This is a genomic window from Corynebacterium nasorum (genome assembly GCF_030229765.1).
Classification (GTDB): domain Bacteria; phylum Actinomycetota; class Actinomycetes; order Mycobacteriales; family Mycobacteriaceae; genus Corynebacterium; species Corynebacterium kefirresidentii.
In genome coordinates this window covers 170411-186375 of sequence record NZ_JASPGY010000003.1, presented here as the reverse complement: position 1 = coordinate 186375, position 15965 = coordinate 170411, and the positions used below count along the sequence as shown (strand labels likewise).

The following is a 15965-nucleotide window of genomic DNA, read 5'->3' as shown; positions in this document are numbered from 1 at the left end:
AGAGCTACTTGCGCTTGGCGACGTCGAATGCCTGCAGCGATTCCGGCAACGGTTGCTGTTCGGAGTCCCAGGCGCTGACCAGGGTGTTGATGTTGTGGACGATGGATCCGATGTAGGTCTCGCCCTCACTGCCTGGCACACCTAGCGAGTCGCCGTACAAAGCGTCGTCGGATGTAACCGCCTTGACGCCTGCGGCGCGGGCGATGGCCTCGATGGACTTCGAGCTGTTGGAATTCTCCGCAAAGATGGCCTTGGCACCGGACTCGCGGATCTGCTTTGCCTGCTCGTCGATGTGGCGCGAGGTGGCGTCCTGCTGGTTGTTGAAGTCAGACAGTGCGGAGCCGATGAACTTCACGCCGTATGCGTTTGAGAAGTAGCCGAAGGCGTCGTGGGAAGAGAAGAGCACGCGGTCTTGCTCAGGAACTGCGGACATGGAATCGCTGGCCCACTTGTCGAGGTCCTCCAACTGGTCGGTGTACTTCTTGCCGGCGGCGGTGAAGGCGTCCTTGGCCTGCGGGGAGGCCTGGGACAACGTGTTGACGATGTTGTCGACCTGAATCTTGGCCTGCTTCGGGGAGGTCCACACGTGCGGGTCGTACTTGAATTCTGGGGCCTCGCCGTCCTCCCCCGGGAAAGGCCACGGGCGCGGGCTCACGTGCTCGATGCCCTCGTCGATGGTGTACTTGCCGTTGCCATCGCCCATACCTTCGCTCTTGACGCCCGAGGTCACGGCCATGACGCCGTGGAAGCCGGAGGAGTCCACGGCTTGGTCGAGGAAGTGCTCGAGGTCGACTCCGTTGACGAACATGTAGTCGGCCTGGGAGAGCGCCTGCATCTGCTGTGGGGTCATCTCGTGCTCGTGGGCGCTGGCGTTGGGGGCGAGCAAACAGGTGAGGTCGAGGGTCACTGGGCCCTCGCCGGAGTTGGTCTCCGCACCCTGGGAGTCGACCTTGTGGAGCTTGAGGCCGCCGGCGGCTACCTGGGTGAGGTAGTCGCAGATCTGGGTAGTCGTGGCCACGGCCTTGACGGTGTCGCCGTCCTTCGGCTTTGCAGCGTCGATGGATTCCTTCGAGGCGCTGCAAGCGGCGAGGCTGGCGCCGAGTGCGAGGGCGCAGGTGCCTGCGAGAATGCGCTGTAGGGGCCGGCGTGGGGTGCTGTGATTTGAGCTCATAATGAACTTCCTTTGTATTAGGAGAAGTGAACTCAACAAACACTAGCACCCTTGAACTAGATTGTTCAACGTAATGAACTTAGGTGGTCCTATCTCTTCCTTAAGCTGCCAAAATTTAAAAATGCCTCTCACTTCAATGAGTGAAGTGAGAGGCTAGGAAGCGGTGGCCGTATTTGGCTACTTTTGCCTTTTTGCTGAAGGGGAGCTGATCCAGGGAGCGTATGCCGGGGCCGGCGGCGAGCATCAGGCCCGCGACGGCGACGGTCCATTCGGAGAACTTTTGCCAGCCCTGGGCGATGAGAATTACGCCCAGGGCGACGCGTGCTGCGAGCATGACGAATGAGTTGCAGAGTTTCATGTTCGACACTTTAAGTATTAACTATGGGCATGTCCACAATTGCTTGAGATGTCTCACTCCGGTCCGAGGGCGTCCCACGCCATTTACTCCGCTACATGTATGGATTGCGCGGGGTGTCCTCCTGATCGAAGGGACGCTCCCCGCTGTCCTGCGCATCCTTGATACGCTTGAGCATCCACACTCGCGAGACGATGACGCCCGCCAGTGCAAGTGTGGCCAAGCCGATGGCGAAAATCCACATCGTGCTAACTCCTGGCTAGTAGTAATACGGGAACTGCTCCCACTGCGGGTCGCGCTTTTCGAGGAATGCTTCTTTGCCCTCGACGGCCTCGTCGGTCATGTACGCCAGGCGGGTCGCCTCGCCGGCGAAGACCTGCTGGCCCATGAGGCCGTCATCGGTCAGGTTGAAAGCGAACTTCAGCATGCGCTGGGCTGTTGGGGACTTGCCGTTGATTTCGCGGCCCATCTGGATTGCGGCGTCTTCCAAGTCGGCGTGATCGACAACCTCATTGACCGCGCCCATCTCATACATCCGCTGGGCATCATAGGTGCGACCCAAGAAGAAGATCTCGCGGGCGAATTTCTGGCCCACCATCTTAGCTAGGTAGGCCGAACCATAGCCGGCATCGAAGGAACCCACGTCCGCGTCCGTCTGCTTGAAGCGCGCCTCCTGGCGGGAGGCGACCGTCATATCGCAGACCACGTGCAGCGAGTGACCGCCGCCGGCCGCCCAACCATTGACCACGGCGATAACCACCTTGGGCATGGTGCGGATAAGGCGCTGGACCTCGAGGATATGCAAGCGACCGCCCTCCACCTTTTCGCGGGCGGTGTCCACGGTGGATTCATCCGCGGTGGCGTCATCATGGGCGTGCTCGGTGGCGTAGCGATACCCGGAGCGGCCGCGAATGCGCTGGTCGCCGCCGGAACAAAACGCCCAGCCGCCGTCCTTTTCGGACGGGCCATTGCCGGTGAGCAAAATCGTGCCCACATCCGGTGTGCGGCGGGCGTGGTCAAGGGCGCGGTAGAGCTCGTCTACGGTATGCGGGCGAAACGCATTGCGCACCTCCGGGCGGTCGAAGGCGATGCGCACGATGCCGTTCTTGCGGCCCTCACCGTTGAGCCGGTGATAGGTGATATCCGTGAGGTCCTCAAAGCCTTCTACGGAATGCCACAATTCCGGCCGAAAGGGATTATCGGTGCTGTATTTTTTCTGCTCGCTCATATCGGTCAGCTTAGTGGCAAAAGAAGAATAGTCCCCATTCCCAACCCTCACCCACACGCGCTGCCCAGCAGGCCGGTAATAATCAATACGCGATACTGCGAGGTTTTGCCCCGCACAATACCCGTGTACGCCATACCAGCGCCGTACTCCATGCCATGGGGAGAGTCGAACTCCCCGCCCCTTTTAAAAGCGCTAAAGGGGGCCTGTGTCCCAGGATTTTCCCCTCCAGGGTGGGGGCCTGCTCGCTGCAGGCGTGTGGGCTACCATCGCGCGCTCTATGCGGCGCGCGACATGACTATCCGTTTTTCAGTTCGGTATTCCAGTTCAGCTGCTGGATGCGGGTATCCAGCTCGCGGTACTGCTTAGATAGATCGTCGACGCGCTTGCGCATATCCGCCACCGGGATGGTGGAGACAAACTTAATCTCGTTGCGGGAATAGCGATCCGAGCGCGTGCCCGCCCGCTGCGCTAGGTCGTGGTAGATGCGGCGCTTGCGCAAGAGGCCGTCGCGCAGCGCGAGGGCCTCCATCAGGTTCATCTTCTCATCAAAGGCGGTGGCGATATTCGTCGCATTGATGGCCTGAACCAGCTCATCGATGCGCCCGGCCACGCCGTCGAGCTCGCGCAGCAGTTCCTGCGGATCCTCCTCCGGGGTATCGCCCTCCTGCACGCGAACCACGGTGAGCAGCCGCTCGTGCAGGCTATTGAGGCGCTCCTGCGCCTGGGCGCGTTCCGCCAATGCCTCAGCTAGCAGCATAATTCCTCCTTTATTGGTATAGGTTCCCAAAGTAGCGCAGAGTGGGGGAAGGGTCAATGGTCTGAGAGCGCTACCATGAAAACCATGCATATCGATGACGTCCTCGACCGCGCCCACGTAGTCTCCCTCCCGCTTGCCGTGCGTTTCCGCGGTATCACCACCAGAGAGGCCCTCCTCATCGATGGCCCGGCCGGCTGGGGCGAGTTCGCTCCGTTCCTGGAATACGGCCCGGCCGAGTCCGCCGCTTGGTTGCGCGCGGGGCTCGAGGCCGCCTACGAGGGCTTCCCGGAGCCGGTGCGCGATTCCATCGAGGTCAACGCCACCATCCCGGCCGTGCCCGCCAGCGAGGTTCCGGCCGTAGTGGAGCGCTACCCTGGCTGCCGCACCTTCAAAATCAAGGTGGCAGAAAAGGGCCACACGCTTGCCGACGACGCCGCTCGCGTCCGCGCCGTCCGCGACACCATCACCCAACGCGGCGAAATCCCTATCCTGCGCGTGGACGCCAATGGCGGCTGGACCGTGGAGGAAGCAGTCCAGGCTGCGCAGATGATGATGCCGCTGGATTATATGGAACAGCCATGCGCTACCACTGAGGAGCTCGCCCAGGTGCGCGGCCGTCTCATGCGCGCGGGTCTCTTCGTACGCGTGGCCGCCGATGAATCCATTCGTAAGGTCGCCGACCCCTATCGTGTCGCCGAGCTGCAGGCAGCGGACGTCGCCGTGGTTAAGCCCGCCCCACTCGGTGGCGTGCGCCGCGTCCTCGAGGTGGCCCAGCACTTGCGTCAACGCCATATGGACATCACGGTGGCCTCCGCGCTCGACACCTCCATCGGTATCAATATGGGACTGGCGGCCGTCGCCGCCCTCCCGCGCATCTACGACGATGAAGACATTGACGTCACCCCGGCCGCCGCTGGACTTGCCACCGGCTCCCTCTTTGCAGAAGACGTCACCGCGCCGCGCCCGCTTGTCGATGGCCACCTTCCCGCCGATATCCTCGCCCCCGACCCAGACCGCCTGACCGCCCTTGCCGCCCCCGCCGACCGCCGCGATTGGTGGTTCGACCGCCTGCGCGCCTGCTGGCCGCACCTGTCTGACTAGGCTCTAGAGCAAGCTTTGGTGGAACCGCCACGCCGGAGTCACCAGCGCCCGCCGCACCTTTGGCGGACTCCTCTTTAGCCCGCGCACGCTGCGTCGATGCGCCACCGTTTCTTGCACCGTCTCCACCACCAGCTTGAGGTGGTAGTCGGTGCATTCATCTGTAAATTTCAATGGCGCCCACCCATGCTGCACCGCATGATTGGTCTTCCACGTCCCGATGAGAAATTCCCGGTGATTATCTTCCGGCGCGTGATAATAAAGCGAGTCCAAGTCCACCACCGTAGTTCCCGCTTCGAAGCCTAAATCCCAGGTATACGGTCCTAAACGGAAATTCGGCACCGGCTTGAGACCGACCCGCCGCATCTCGTGGTACATCCGCTGCTCCCACTTCGAGGCCGTCCCCACCGGCGCCTCCTCCGCCAAATCGCGCACCGCGTCCCTTTTCTTGCTGCTCACTCGCTCTAAATCGGCCGCGAACCTCCCCCTTCCGTTGAGCCCGCGATACGCCTGCGCCAGCGCATCCTTTAGCATCCACTCGCCGCACCGCTCAAAGCTTAGGGCATCTGCTACCGCCTGCGCCGGCAACGCCATCTTTACGCCCCTCACCCGATTCGCCGGCACCGGCCGCGACCTCACCGTATGTACCAGATCATCCGCCTGGGCTCGGCAGTTATTATCCACCCGGACGACCGCCGGCAGCCGCACCTCGCATAAGCCATAGGCCGCGAGCGCCGCCGTTCCCGAAAACACCGCATCCGGATAAAGCTGCGCCACCGCGTTGAGCTTATCTTTCGCGCTCGCCTCCGCCGCGACATAACAGTTGCGCCGCAAGCGTAAAAGCGTTCCCTCACTAATTCTGCTGCGGATTTCATAGTCAGTAAGGCCTAATTCCAGTAATTCATTTCTCGTCCACATGTCTCATTGGACTGAAAATCTTCCGGGAAGGTTCCACCTTTCTAATTTCAACGATTTCGTCCATCTAAAACACCTAAACCGTCGACGGTTTTCGCCATATGTATGGACGAAATCGTTGAAAACCGGTGAACCGGAGGAAGATAACCGGCGAACCGCCATAGGAGACTGCCGTCAGTATTAAGACTGCCCAGCCCGCCACCTGTGCGTACGCTAGGGGACATGTCTACTATCAAGGTCCGCGATGCCCACCTGCACAACCTGCGCAACGTCGACGTCGATATGCCCCGTGGCAAACTCGTCGCTGTCACTGGGGTGTCCGGCTCTGGCAAGTCTTCGCTTGCTTTCGGCACGATTCACGGCGAAGGCCAGCGTCGCTACCTTGAATCGGTAGCCCCCTTCGCCCGCCGCCTCATTAGCTCGGCCGTCGACCCGCAGGTCAGCCAGGTAGAGGGCCTGCCGCCGACGGTCGCGCTGCAGCAATCGACCTCCGGCGGCGGGGCGCGCTCCACGGTCGGCACAGTCTCCGCACTCTCCAATAGCGTGCGCCTGCTCTATTCGCGCGCTGGGGATAACCCGGAGGGCCTATACTCCGATTCCTTCTCGCCCAATACGCCTGAGGGAATGTGCCCGCAGTGCCACGGCACGGGTGTGGTGCATGAGCCGACCGAGGACTCGATGGTCCCGGATCCCACCCTTTCCATCGAGGAAGGCGCCATCCAAGCCTGGCCGGGCGCCTGGGCCGGCAAGAATTTCCACGACATCCTGATGAACCTAGGCTATGACCTGGATTCGCCCTGGCAAGAGCTGCCACAGAAAGACCGCGACTGGATTCTCTTTACCGAGGAGCGCCCAGTAGTCACGGTCAAGCCCCTGCGCGGCAAGGACCAGATTCAGCGCAATTATGAGGGCACGTGGCGTTCGGTGGCCAGCTACCTGAAGAAGACGCTGGCAGAGACCCAATCGGATACCCTGCGCAAGCGCACCCTGTCCTATATGGAATCGCGCGAGTGCGAAACCTGCGGAGGCCGCCGTCTCAACCCAGCCGCGCTGAAGGTGACTTATGCGGGCATGCCCATTGATGAGCTGGGCGCGCTGCCGCTCGATAGGGTCCACGCGGTGCTCAGCAAGCAGAATCCGGAGGAGAATTCGGCCGAGGACTTATTGCTCAAACAGATTCTTCCTGCCTTGACCTCGGCGCTCGAGCTCGGCCTGGCGCATCTAAGCCTGGATCGGCCAACGCAGAGCCTATCTGGCGGCGAGATGCAGCGTATCCGACTGGCGGCGCAGCTGCGCTCCGGTCTCTTTGGCGTGGCCTATGTGCTCGATGAGCCCTCGGCCGGCCTGCACCCAGATGAGCGCGATGCCGTGATGGACATGTGCCGCCGCTTCATCGCGGCCGGCAATTCTGTGCTCTTGGTAGAGCATGACATGGATTTGGTCGCGCAGGCGGACTGGCTCGTTGACGTCGGCCCGCTGGCCGGCGAGCGCGGCGGTAACGTCGTTTATTCGGGTCCAGTCGCGGACTACGACGCGGACACCCCCACCGCCCGTGCCTTGGCTAATCGCACGCTCGCGCTTGCCGACGACCCCCGTACCCCCTCTTCCCACCTCACCCTTCGCGGCATCAAAGCCCGCAGCATCGACAACCTCGATGTAGATTTTGGTCTCGGCCAATTCACGGCGGTCGCTGGAGTATCCGGTTCCGGTAAGTCCACTCTGGTCAGTACGGTACTTGCCGGCCTGCTGCGCCAATCCGCTACGGCCGTCTCCGATGAAGAAGAGACCGAGGAGAAGGGCTGGTCGGTAGAGAGCACGGAAGGCTTTGACCGAGTCAAGCGCGTCGTGCAGATTACCCAAAAGCCCATCGGCCGCACCCCGCGCTCCACGCTGGCAACCTATACCGGTCTTTTCGATAACGTCCGCAAGCTCTTCGCCTCCACCGACGAGGCCAAGCAGCGCAAGTGGACGGTCTCGCGCTTTTCCTACAACGTGAAGCAAGGTCAGTGCCCCACCTGTGGCGGCGCGGGCAAAATCGAAGTGGAGCTGGTCTTTTTGCCAGGCTCGTATACCACCTGCCCAGAGTGCGGCGGCGCCCGCTTCAACGAGGAAACCCTCGAAGTAACCTGGCAGGGCCGCACCATCGCGGATATCTTGGAGCTCACCGTCGACGAAGCCGCAGAGGTATTCGCCGAAGAGGAAAAGATTTACCGCGCCATCGCCACACTGCAGGCCGTCGGCCTGGGCTACCTCCGCTTGGGTCAAGGTGCACCGGAGCTGTCCGGCGGAGAGGCCCAGCGCATCAAGCTCGCCACGGAACTGCAGCGCTCTCGCAATTCTCGCCGCGGCCACACGGTTTACCTGCTCGATGAGCCCACCACGGGCCTGCACCCAGCCGATATCGACCTGCTCAATACCGAGCTGCATAAGCTGGCGGATGCTGGACATACGGTGATCGTCGTCGAGCATGATCTTTCGGTCATGGCGAATGCGGACCGCATCATTGAGATGGGCCCGGGCGCTGGCGAAGATGGCGGCCGCATCATCGCGGATGCCACCCCGGCGCAGGTTGCCGCAGAGGATACCGCCACGGGCCGCGCCTTGAGTGCACGCCGAGCGCATTAAGCGGCGAGCCTTAGCTACCCGTTAGCTGTGGGAGACCTCTCTGGGATCTCACAGCAAAATGGGGTAGAGGTAGAGGGTATGACTACTAAAGGCCCTCATGGCGATAATAATGAAACCCGCAGCTGGTCCAGCCCGGCGGATGATGCCACGCGCCAGATTGGCCGCGTGCCCGATAATGCCGCAGGCCCCAGCCGCGACCAAGCGCGCCGCGAGCACCCCAAGCAGTACTTCCCAGGCGAGCAGCAGACGCAGAATGAGACTCGTCAATTTGATGCGGCCGCTGGCTATCAGCAGGGCTACGGTCAGCAGCAAAGCTACGGCCAGAACTATCAGCAGCCGGCCGGGCAGGCATATGGCCAGCAATACGCGCAGCAGCCCGAGTACGAACCGGTGCCGTCGAACTATGATCCGGACCAGCCGGAAAAGCGCAAGAAGAAGGGCGGCGGAGGCGGCGCTATGGTCGGCGTCTTTGCGGCTATTGCGGTGCTGGCAGTGCTTGCCGCGGCTGTGCTGTTTTTCCTGTGGCGCAATGCCGCGGACGAGGCAGATAAGCCGGAACCAGAGCCGGTGACGGAGACACTGACCACGCAGGTTCCCACTACCGTGACGCAGACAAATGAGCCGGATACGCAGGATGAAAATTCCAATAAGCTGCCGAAGCTGCCGGATTTCCAAAATGAGCTGCCCTCCGATATTCCGACCGAACTGCCATCAGATCTGCAAGACCAGTTGGATAGGGGCGGCGACGTGGACGTCGAGGGCCTCCTCAATGATCTCTTGGGCGGCGGCGGGCAGCCGGCCGACCAGCAAGGCACTCAGAACTAAGCGCCAGGCACCTGCCCCGGTAAGGGAAATGGCGCGCGGGCAGGTAAAATCAGGCGGCATGAATGAATCGATGCAGTTGGCTGAGAAGGTAGCCACCCAACTGGCGCGCCACCTCACGGATGTCGTCTTGTGCCCTGGTTCGCGCAACGCGCCGCTGTCGTTGGCGCTTTTAGCACGTGATGATATCCGCGTTCACACCCGCCTCGATGAGCGCGGGGGAGCGTTTACCGCCCTGGGCATGGCGCGGGTGCAGCGCCGCCACGCGGGCGTGGTGATGACCTCGGGAACTGCCGTGGCCAATACCCTGCCGGCCGTGGTGGAGGCACATTATTCCCATACGCCGCTGGCCATCATTAGCGCCGACCGGCCAGAGCGTCTGGTAGGCACGGGTGCCTCCCAAACCATCGAACAACAGGGCATCTTCGGCGTATACGCGAAAACCACCCAGGTCACCAGCGCAGATGATCTGGAGGCGATGTCCCAGCGCTTCCGCACAGACCTGCAAGTACACATCAATGTGGCCTTTGATGCCCCGCTTGTCGACGCCGCCTTGCCCGCCCGTACCTCCGGCGACGGCGTGCGCGAGCCAGCACCGGCCTTTGTGGACCACGGCGAAGTAGCCGTGGACTTGAGCAAGAACACACTGGTCATTGCCGGTGATGAAGCCTGGGAGGTAGAAGGCTTAGAAGACGTGCCGACCATCGCAGAGCCAAGCGCGCCGGGCCCGTACCATCCGGTACATCCGGCGGCGGCGCATATCTTCCGCAAGGCGCAGGTCTCCGCGAATGATTATGTGGTCAATACCAAGGTGGAACAGGTCATCGTCGTCGGGCACCCGACGCTGCACCGCAGCGTTTTGGCGCTGATGAATGATCCGGATATTGATCTGGTGGTGCTCTCGCGCACCAAGGACTTCACCAATCAGCGCGGCAACGATGCTCGGTTGGGCACCACTGTCAAGGTCACCGGGGAACCGAGCCGCGAGTGGATGAAGATTTGCGAGGGTGCTACTGACATGGCGGGGCAAGCCGTACGCGAGACTCTTGAGGACGAAGACCTGGGATTTACCGGGCTGCACGTGGCGGCCGCGGTGGGCGATACGCTCTCCGTCAACGACACCCTGGTCCTTGGCGCCTCGAACCCGGTGCGCGATGCTGCATTAGTCGGCCTGCCCTTCGACGGTGTCGATACGTACTCGCCGCGCGGGGCGGCCGGTATTGACGGAACCATTGCCCAGGCCATCGGCATTTCCTTGGCCACGCAATCGCTGGATCCCACCAATTGGCGTGCCCCACGCGTTATGGCGCTGATGGGCGATGTCACCTTCTTGCATGATGCGAATAGCCTACTCATCCCGGAAGACCAACCGCGTCCGGAAAACCTCACCATCGTCGTAGCCAATGACAATGGTGGCGGCATCTTTGAGACCCTCGAGCAGGGGGCCGATGCGCTGCGCGCGTCATTCGAGCCAGCGTTTGGGACGCCGCATGGGGTGGACGTCGGCAAGCTGGCAGAAGCCTATGAGGCAGACTATCGCGAGGTCACTACCCCGCAGGAGCTGCTGGATACGCTGGCGGAACTTAAGGAATACTCCACCGGTATCACCATCGTGGAAGCAAAGACCACCCGTGCCACGCGCCGGGCGCTCACTGAGAAGCTGACCGCAAAGGTGGGCCAGTAAGTGGCTTCGCCGCAGCATAAACCGCACGCAGCCGTGGTGCCGCGCTATACGGCTGCGGTCTATCGTCGCCGCCTGCACCAGCTGACGCTGGCGTTGTATCTGGCCGCACTCGTGGGCGTGGTAGGCATGGTCATCGGACCGGCGCTTAATGATCACGCCATCGCCGCCCATCCCACGCGTGCTCTGGCCACAGTCAAAGACGTGGGAATGCTGCGCACCACGGTGGATTTCCAAGACAGTGACGGGATTTACCACATCCCGAAGCACGGGCTGCTGTATCCCAGCGGCTTGGGTGAGGGGCAACAGGTGTGGGTGCAATACGCCCTCGATGACCCTGATCTGGTCAAGGTCGAAGGCCGTAAGTGGACGCTGGCTATCATCCCAGCGGCTTCGGTAGGGGTGGTGGCTACACTTATTGCGGCCGCTTTGTGGAAGCTGATTAGCTTCTTTACCCGCCGTGCGGAGAAATAATTAACCAAGATTTTCCGCTAGCTTCACCATTAACTTAAGAAAATAGGTCATTATGGTGGCATGCGTGTTGCGATCGTGGCTGAATCCTTCCTTCCCAATGTCAATGGTGTGACCAACTCAGTGCTGCGCGTTTTGGAGCATCTGCACGAGACGGGGCAGGAGGCCATTGTCATCGCGCCGGGCGCCCGCGAAGGCCAAGAGGAAATTCCGGACTACCTCGGATTCCCCATCTACCGCGTGCCCACCGTGCGCGTGCCGCTGGTGGATTCGCTTCCGGTGGGAGTTCCTACCACGGCCGTGGATGAAGCGCTGCGTGATTTCAAGCCGGATATCATCCACCTAGCTAGCCCCTTCGTACTCGGCGCGGCAGGTGCCTTCTCCGCCCGTCAGCAACGCGTGCCGGCCGTGGCGCTGTACCAGACTGACGTCGCCGGTTTCGCCACCAAATACCATGCTTCCGCGCTGGCCTATGGCGTCTGGGAGTGGCTGCGCACCATCCACAACTCCTGCCAGATGACCCTGGCACCGTCTTCTCTGACCATCCGAGATCTGGAAAAGCACCACATCAAAAACGTGCGCCATTGGGGACGCGGCGTGAATGCGGAGCTTTTCCACCCATCCAAGCGCTCTGCTGAGCTGCGCCGCAGCTGGGAGCCGAGCGGCACGAAGAATATCGTCGGCTTCGTTGGGCGTTTGGCTGCGGAAAAGGGGGTGCACCGGTTATCGGCGCTCAATGGACGCGAAGATATCCAGCTGGTCATCGTGGGCGATGGGCCGGAGCGGCCGCTATTGGAAGCCCAGCTTCCTGGGGCCGTGTTTACGGGTGCTCTGTCTGGCGAAGAACTTGCCGCGGCCTATGCCTCTTTGGATGTTTTTGTCCACGCCGGTGAGTTTGAGACCTTCTGCCAGTCCATTCAGGAGGCGCAGGCCTCCGGCGTGCCGACCATCGGGCCGCGTGCCGGTGGTCCGGTAGACCTCATTGAGGAAGGCTATAACGGGCTTTTGTTGGACGTGAAGACCTTCGTGGAAGACCTCCCCAATGCGGTGGATGCGCTGCTCAATCCAGAGATCCATCAGGAGATGCGCGATAATGCCCGCGAGTCCATTTCTTCCAAGACGTGGAAGGCGCTGTGCGAGCAGCTCGTGGGCTATTACGAAGAGGTGCTGGAGGATACCCGCCGGGTGCCCCTGACCATTCTGGGGCAGCGCCCGGAGCTGCCGCGGTGGGCGGCTCGTGCCCTCGGCGCCCGCGTGGCCTAAACTGATCATTTGTGTCTAAGGCAGATCTGGATAAAAAGCCCTTCGATGTGGCGCGCATGTTTGACGCCGTGGGCGAGAAGTACGACCTCACTAATACCGTCTTGTCCTTCGGGCAGGACGCGCACTGGCGCAAGCGCACCCGCGAGCGACTAAACCTACAGCCGGGGGAGAAAGTCCTCGATCTTGCGGCCGGCACCGCCGTATCCACCGTGGAATTGTCCAAGTCCGGTGCGTGGTGCGTGGCGTGCGATTTCTCCCGCGGGATGTTGGCCGCTGGCCGTGAGCGTGACGTACCCAAGGTGGCCGGCGATGGCATGAAGCTGCCGTTTGCGGATAATACTTTTGATGCGGTGACCATCTCTTATGGACTGCGCAATATCCACGACTTTGAGCTCGGGCTGCGTGAAATGGCGCGCGTGACCAAGCCGGGCGGGCGTCTAGCGGTGGCGGAATTTTCCACCCCGGTGGTGCCAATTTTTGGCACCGTGTACAAGGAATACTTAATGCGCCTGCTGCCGCCGGTGGCGCGCGTGGTTTCTTCTAATCCGGATGCCTATATCTACCTCGCGGAGTCCATTCGTGCATGGCCGGGGCAAGAGGAGCTCGCGGCGGCTATCAATCGCAATGGCTGGGCCGAGGCTGGTTGGCAGAACCTTACCTTTGGCATCGTGGCGCTGCACTCGGCGGTCAAGCCCGACTAGGTGCGGGCCTGGGCCCGCGCCTAGAGACATGAGGGGGACGGGGACTATGCCGCGGTGGAATCCCACAGGGGAGTATCGCGGCGGAGAGACGATACGGTGCGGCCAGCAGCGCGCCAGGTGCGCGCGATGAGGTCGCGGTCGTCGTCAGTTATGAGATTGCCCATAAGGCGTGCGGCGGCCGGCATGAGCATGCGGCCGATGGGCCCGCGCAGGGCCAGCGGACCGGCAATCGGGAGGAACTGCGGGTAGGTCAAAAGGCGCGCGGCCGTGCGGGCGAGGAGGAAGGATTCGCCGTAGTGTTCACGCAGGACGGCTGGCCAGGCGAGGGTGAAATCCTTTGGGCCGAGTAGATCCACGGCAAGCGCGGCAGTCTCCAAGCCATAATCGATACCTTCGCCGTTGAGGGGGTTGATGCAGGCGGCGGCATCGCCGATGAGCATCCAATTGGCACCGGCCACGTTGGAAACAGCGCCGCCCATGGGCAGTAGAGCAGAGGTGACGTGTTCAATCCCCCCTAGTCCCCACTCGGGGCGCTGCTGGGCGGCGTAGAACTCGAGCAGCTTCTTGGTGTTGATCTTGGCGGGGCGCTGCGCGGTCGAGAGCGCGCCAAGGCCGATGTTGACCTGGCCGAGCTCAAGGCCGAGCGGGAAGATCCACCCGTAGCCCGGCTGCACCTCGCCGTCTTCGTCTTTAAGCTCCACGTGGGAGTGCATCCAGGGCTCATCGGCATGCGTGGAAGAAGCATAGGAGCGTGCGGCGATTCCATAGACTTCCTCGCGGTGCCAGGTGCGGCCAAGTTTCTTGCCAAAGGTAGAGCGCACGCCATCGGCCACAATGACCCACGTGGCGTGTACGGTGGCTTCGCCCACGCGGAAAGACGTCACGCGGTTTCCTTCGAGCATGGGATCGGTAGCGGGGGTGCCGGTGATAAGGGTGGCGCCGGCGTCTACGGCGGCGTCGACAAGCAGGGCATCAAAGCGATAGCGTGGCAGGGCCGTACCCACCTGGGAAGGGTAGGTCTTCGGCCACGGCGCGGTAATATCGCCGCCGTATCCGTGCAGCTTCAGGCCGCGATTGCGGTAGGAGGCGTTGACCTTAAGGCCCAGCTCGTCGAGCTGATGCATCGCGCGCGGTGTGAGACCGTCACCGCAGGTTTTATCGCGGGGAAACGTCGCGGAATCAATAAGGAGAGTGTCAAAGCCCGCGCGTGCGGCGTGAATCGCGGCGGCGGCTCCGGCAGGTCCAGCGCCAATGATGGCGACCTCGACATAGGTTTGGGAATCGATCTGCTCCGACATGAGGACTATCATTGCATGAGTTCGCCCCCTCGAGTGTGTTTAGGGGCGCGGATTGGACTACGGTAGGTAATCGATTATCTCTGGCTTTTAGTTGCAAGGAACACTATTTAATGACTCACGGTCAATCGCATGCCACGCACGTGGATCTTGGTGATCCGCAGCTCAACGAGCGCATTGGTGCGGGCATGGAAGCAGTAGAAGACAAGCTGCGCAGTGAAATCGACCGCGGCCAGGACTTCTTAAAGGATAAGGTCAGCCACCTGTCCAAGGCCGGTGGCAAGCGCTTTCGCCCTATGATGGCGCTATTGGCCTCCGAGTATGGTTCGCGTCCGGGCTGCGAAGAGGTTGTTAAGGCCGCCACCGTCGTGGAGATGGTGCACGTGGCCACTCTTTATCATGACGATGTCATGGATGAGGCAGACCGCCGTAGGGGCGTGGAATCCGCGAATTCGCGGTGGAATAATTCCGTGGCCATCCTCGCCGGCGATGCGCTCTTGGCGCATGCTTCCCGCCTGATGAGCGAGCTGGATACCCACACCGTAGGCCACTTTGCCGATACCTTTGAAGAGCTGGTTACCGGCCAGATGCGCGAGACCATCGGCGCGGGCGAGGCTAATGCCGTGGAGCACTATACGGCGGTTATCCGCGAAAAGACCGCCGTGCTCATTGCCTCTGCGGGCTACTTGGGCGCCTATCACTCCGGTGCCTCGGCCGAGCATGCCGCAGCCCTGCACCGCATTGGTGGTGCCATCGGCATGATCTTCCAGATTGTGGACGATGTCATCGACATCTTCTCCGACCCTAAGGAATCCGGCAAGACCCCGGGCACGGACCTGCGTGAGGGCGTATTTACCTTGCCGGTTCTCTATGCCTTGGAAGAAGAGGGTGAGGTGGGCGATAAGCTGCGTGAGCTGCTCACTGGGCCGCTGCATTCCGACGCCGAGGTGGAGCGTGCCATTGAGCTCCTGCACCAATCTGGCGGCCGACAGAAGGCGCTGGAGGACATCACTGCCTACTTGCGCGTGGTAGAGGAGCAGCTCGCCGTGCTGCCGGAGAATTCGGCCAGCCAGGCCCTGCGCCAATTGGCGGATTACACTGTGCGCCGCGTGGGCTAGCTGCTTGGCGACGCCCTCCTCTATCGTCTTTTCCCCTTATGTGCTGGCGATTTGTAGGTAGGTGGGTGGTTCGTAGTAAAGTACTTACTCGCACCACACAGTGCATGCCAGGTTGCCCGAGCGGCCAAAGGGAGCGGACTGTAAATCCGCCGGCATTGCCTTCAGAAGTTCGAATCTTCTACCTGGCACAGAATGAACCCCGCAAGCAGATGCTTGCGGGGTTTCGTCGTACCTGCAGTCGTGAGACGGGTGCTACCGGCAGGGCTCCTGTCTGCGGGACCTTTGAGCCCTGTGGAACACCGCATAGGCACCGATGAGGGATACAGCTAGGAATATCCCAGCGGCCGTGAAGTAGAAAAATCCATTTCCTAGCCTACGAGAAATATCCGGCAATGAGGTGGAATCCGATCCCGCCAGGGCCTTGGCAACGTATACCGCATTCAAACCGCCAATGAAATAGCCGAG

15 protein-coding genes and 1 tRNA gene are annotated in these 15965 nt (G+C 61.7%); 9 read left to right on the top strand and 7 right to left on the bottom strand.

Annotation, left to right across the window (positions count from 1 at the left end; genetic code table 11):
* Positions 1-4: 4 nt before the first annotated feature.
* From QP904_RS04295 to QP904_RS04275, 5 genes are all read right to left on the bottom strand, one after another.
* On the bottom strand, positions 5-1171 hold the full coding sequence (locus QP904_RS04295; protein ID WP_049377867.1) for a metal ABC transporter substrate-binding protein: 1167 nt from the start codon (positions 1169-1171) through the stop codon (positions 5-7).
* A gap of 133 nt (positions 1172-1304) precedes the next feature.
* On the bottom strand, positions 1305-1529 hold the full coding sequence (locus QP904_RS04290; protein ID WP_284835588.1) for a hypothetical protein: 225 nt from the start codon (positions 1527-1529) through the stop codon (positions 1305-1307).
* A gap of 91 nt (positions 1530-1620) precedes the next feature.
* The gene (locus QP904_RS04285; RefSeq protein ID WP_005322953.1) at positions 1621-1770 is read right to left on the bottom strand and encodes a hypothetical protein; all 150 of its coding nucleotides are present in this window, start codon (positions 1768-1770) and stop codon (positions 1621-1623) included.
* 15 nt (positions 1771-1785) lie between these two features.
* Complete coding sequence (locus tag QP904_RS04280; protein ID WP_284835587.1) at positions 1786-2754, bottom strand: 1,4-dihydroxy-2-naphthoyl-CoA synthase; 969 nt, start codon at positions 2752-2754, stop codon at positions 1786-1788.
* A 295-nt stretch (positions 2755-3049) separates the two neighbouring features.
* Entirely contained in the window at positions 3050-3511 is a 462-nt protein-coding gene (locus QP904_RS04275) for a DIP1984 family protein (protein ID WP_259824715.1), read from the bottom strand.
* Positions 3512-3586: 75 nt separating this feature from the next.
* Between QP904_RS04275 and QP904_RS04270 the strand changes: the two genes are divergently transcribed.
* Positions 3587-4612, top strand: coding sequence for an o-succinylbenzoate synthase (locus QP904_RS04270; protein ID WP_284835586.1), 1026 nt, complete (start codon positions 3587-3589; stop codon positions 4610-4612).
* A gap of 3 nt (positions 4613-4615) precedes the next feature.
* Here the strand turns inward: QP904_RS04270 and QP904_RS04265 are convergent, their stop codons facing one another.
* The gene (locus QP904_RS04265; protein ID WP_284835585.1) at positions 4616-5527 is read right to left on the bottom strand and encodes a hypothetical protein; all 912 of its coding nucleotides are present in this window, start codon (positions 5525-5527) and stop codon (positions 4616-4618) included.
* 219 nt (positions 5528-5746) lie between these two features.
* On the opposite strand from QP904_RS04265, the gene QP904_RS04260 reads away from it, so the two are divergent.
* The 6 genes from QP904_RS04260 (at position 5747) to QP904_RS04235 (ending at position 13087) form a co-directional block, all read left to right on the top strand.
* The gene (locus QP904_RS04260) at positions 5747-8149 is read left to right on the top strand and encodes an ATP-binding cassette domain-containing protein (protein ID WP_284835584.1); all 2403 of its coding nucleotides are present in this window, start codon (positions 5747-5749) and stop codon (positions 8147-8149) included.
* Positions 8150-8227: 78 nt separating this feature from the next.
* Complete coding sequence (locus QP904_RS04255) at positions 8228-8974, top strand: hypothetical protein (protein WP_239208770.1); 747 nt, start codon at positions 8228-8230, stop codon at positions 8972-8974.
* 58 nt (positions 8975-9032) lie between these two features.
* Positions 9033-10655, top strand: a complete 1623-nt coding sequence (menD, locus tag QP904_RS04250; protein WP_284835583.1) for a 2-succinyl-5-enolpyruvyl-6-hydroxy-3-cyclohexene-1-carboxylic-acid synthase — start codon at positions 9033-9035, stop codon at positions 10653-10655.
* A 33-nt stretch (positions 10656-10688) separates the two neighbouring features.
* On the top strand, positions 10689-11126 hold the full coding sequence (locus QP904_RS04245) for a DUF3592 domain-containing protein (RefSeq protein WP_284835644.1): 438 nt from the start codon (positions 10689-10691) through the stop codon (positions 11124-11126).
* Positions 11127-11186: 60 nt separating this feature from the next.
* Positions 11187-12386, top strand: coding sequence for a glycosyltransferase family 4 protein (locus tag QP904_RS04240; RefSeq protein WP_239208776.1), 1200 nt, complete (start codon positions 11187-11189; stop codon positions 12384-12386).
* An 11-nt stretch (positions 12387-12397) separates the two neighbouring features.
* The gene (locus QP904_RS04235) at positions 12398-13087 is read left to right on the top strand and encodes a demethylmenaquinone methyltransferase (RefSeq protein WP_284835582.1); all 690 of its coding nucleotides are present in this window, start codon (positions 12398-12400) and stop codon (positions 13085-13087) included.
* Positions 13088-13131: 44 nt separating this feature from the next.
* Here the strand turns inward: QP904_RS04235 and QP904_RS04230 are convergent, their stop codons facing one another.
* Entirely contained in the window at positions 13132-14397 is a 1266-nt protein-coding gene (locus QP904_RS04230) for a geranylgeranyl reductase family protein (protein WP_284835581.1), read from the bottom strand.
* Positions 14398-14495: 98 nt separating this feature from the next.
* On the opposite strand from QP904_RS04230, the gene QP904_RS04225 reads away from it, so the two are divergent.
* Both QP904_RS04225 and QP904_RS04220 read left to right on the top strand, forming a co-directional pair.
* The gene (locus QP904_RS04225) at positions 14496-15500 is read left to right on the top strand and encodes a polyprenyl synthetase family protein (protein WP_023020514.1); all 1005 of its coding nucleotides are present in this window, start codon (positions 14496-14498) and stop codon (positions 15498-15500) included.
* A 106-nt stretch (positions 15501-15606) separates the two neighbouring features.
* Positions 15607-15688: transfer RNA gene (locus QP904_RS04220), tRNA-Tyr, on the top strand.
* Positions 15689-15965 lie beyond the last annotated feature (277 nt).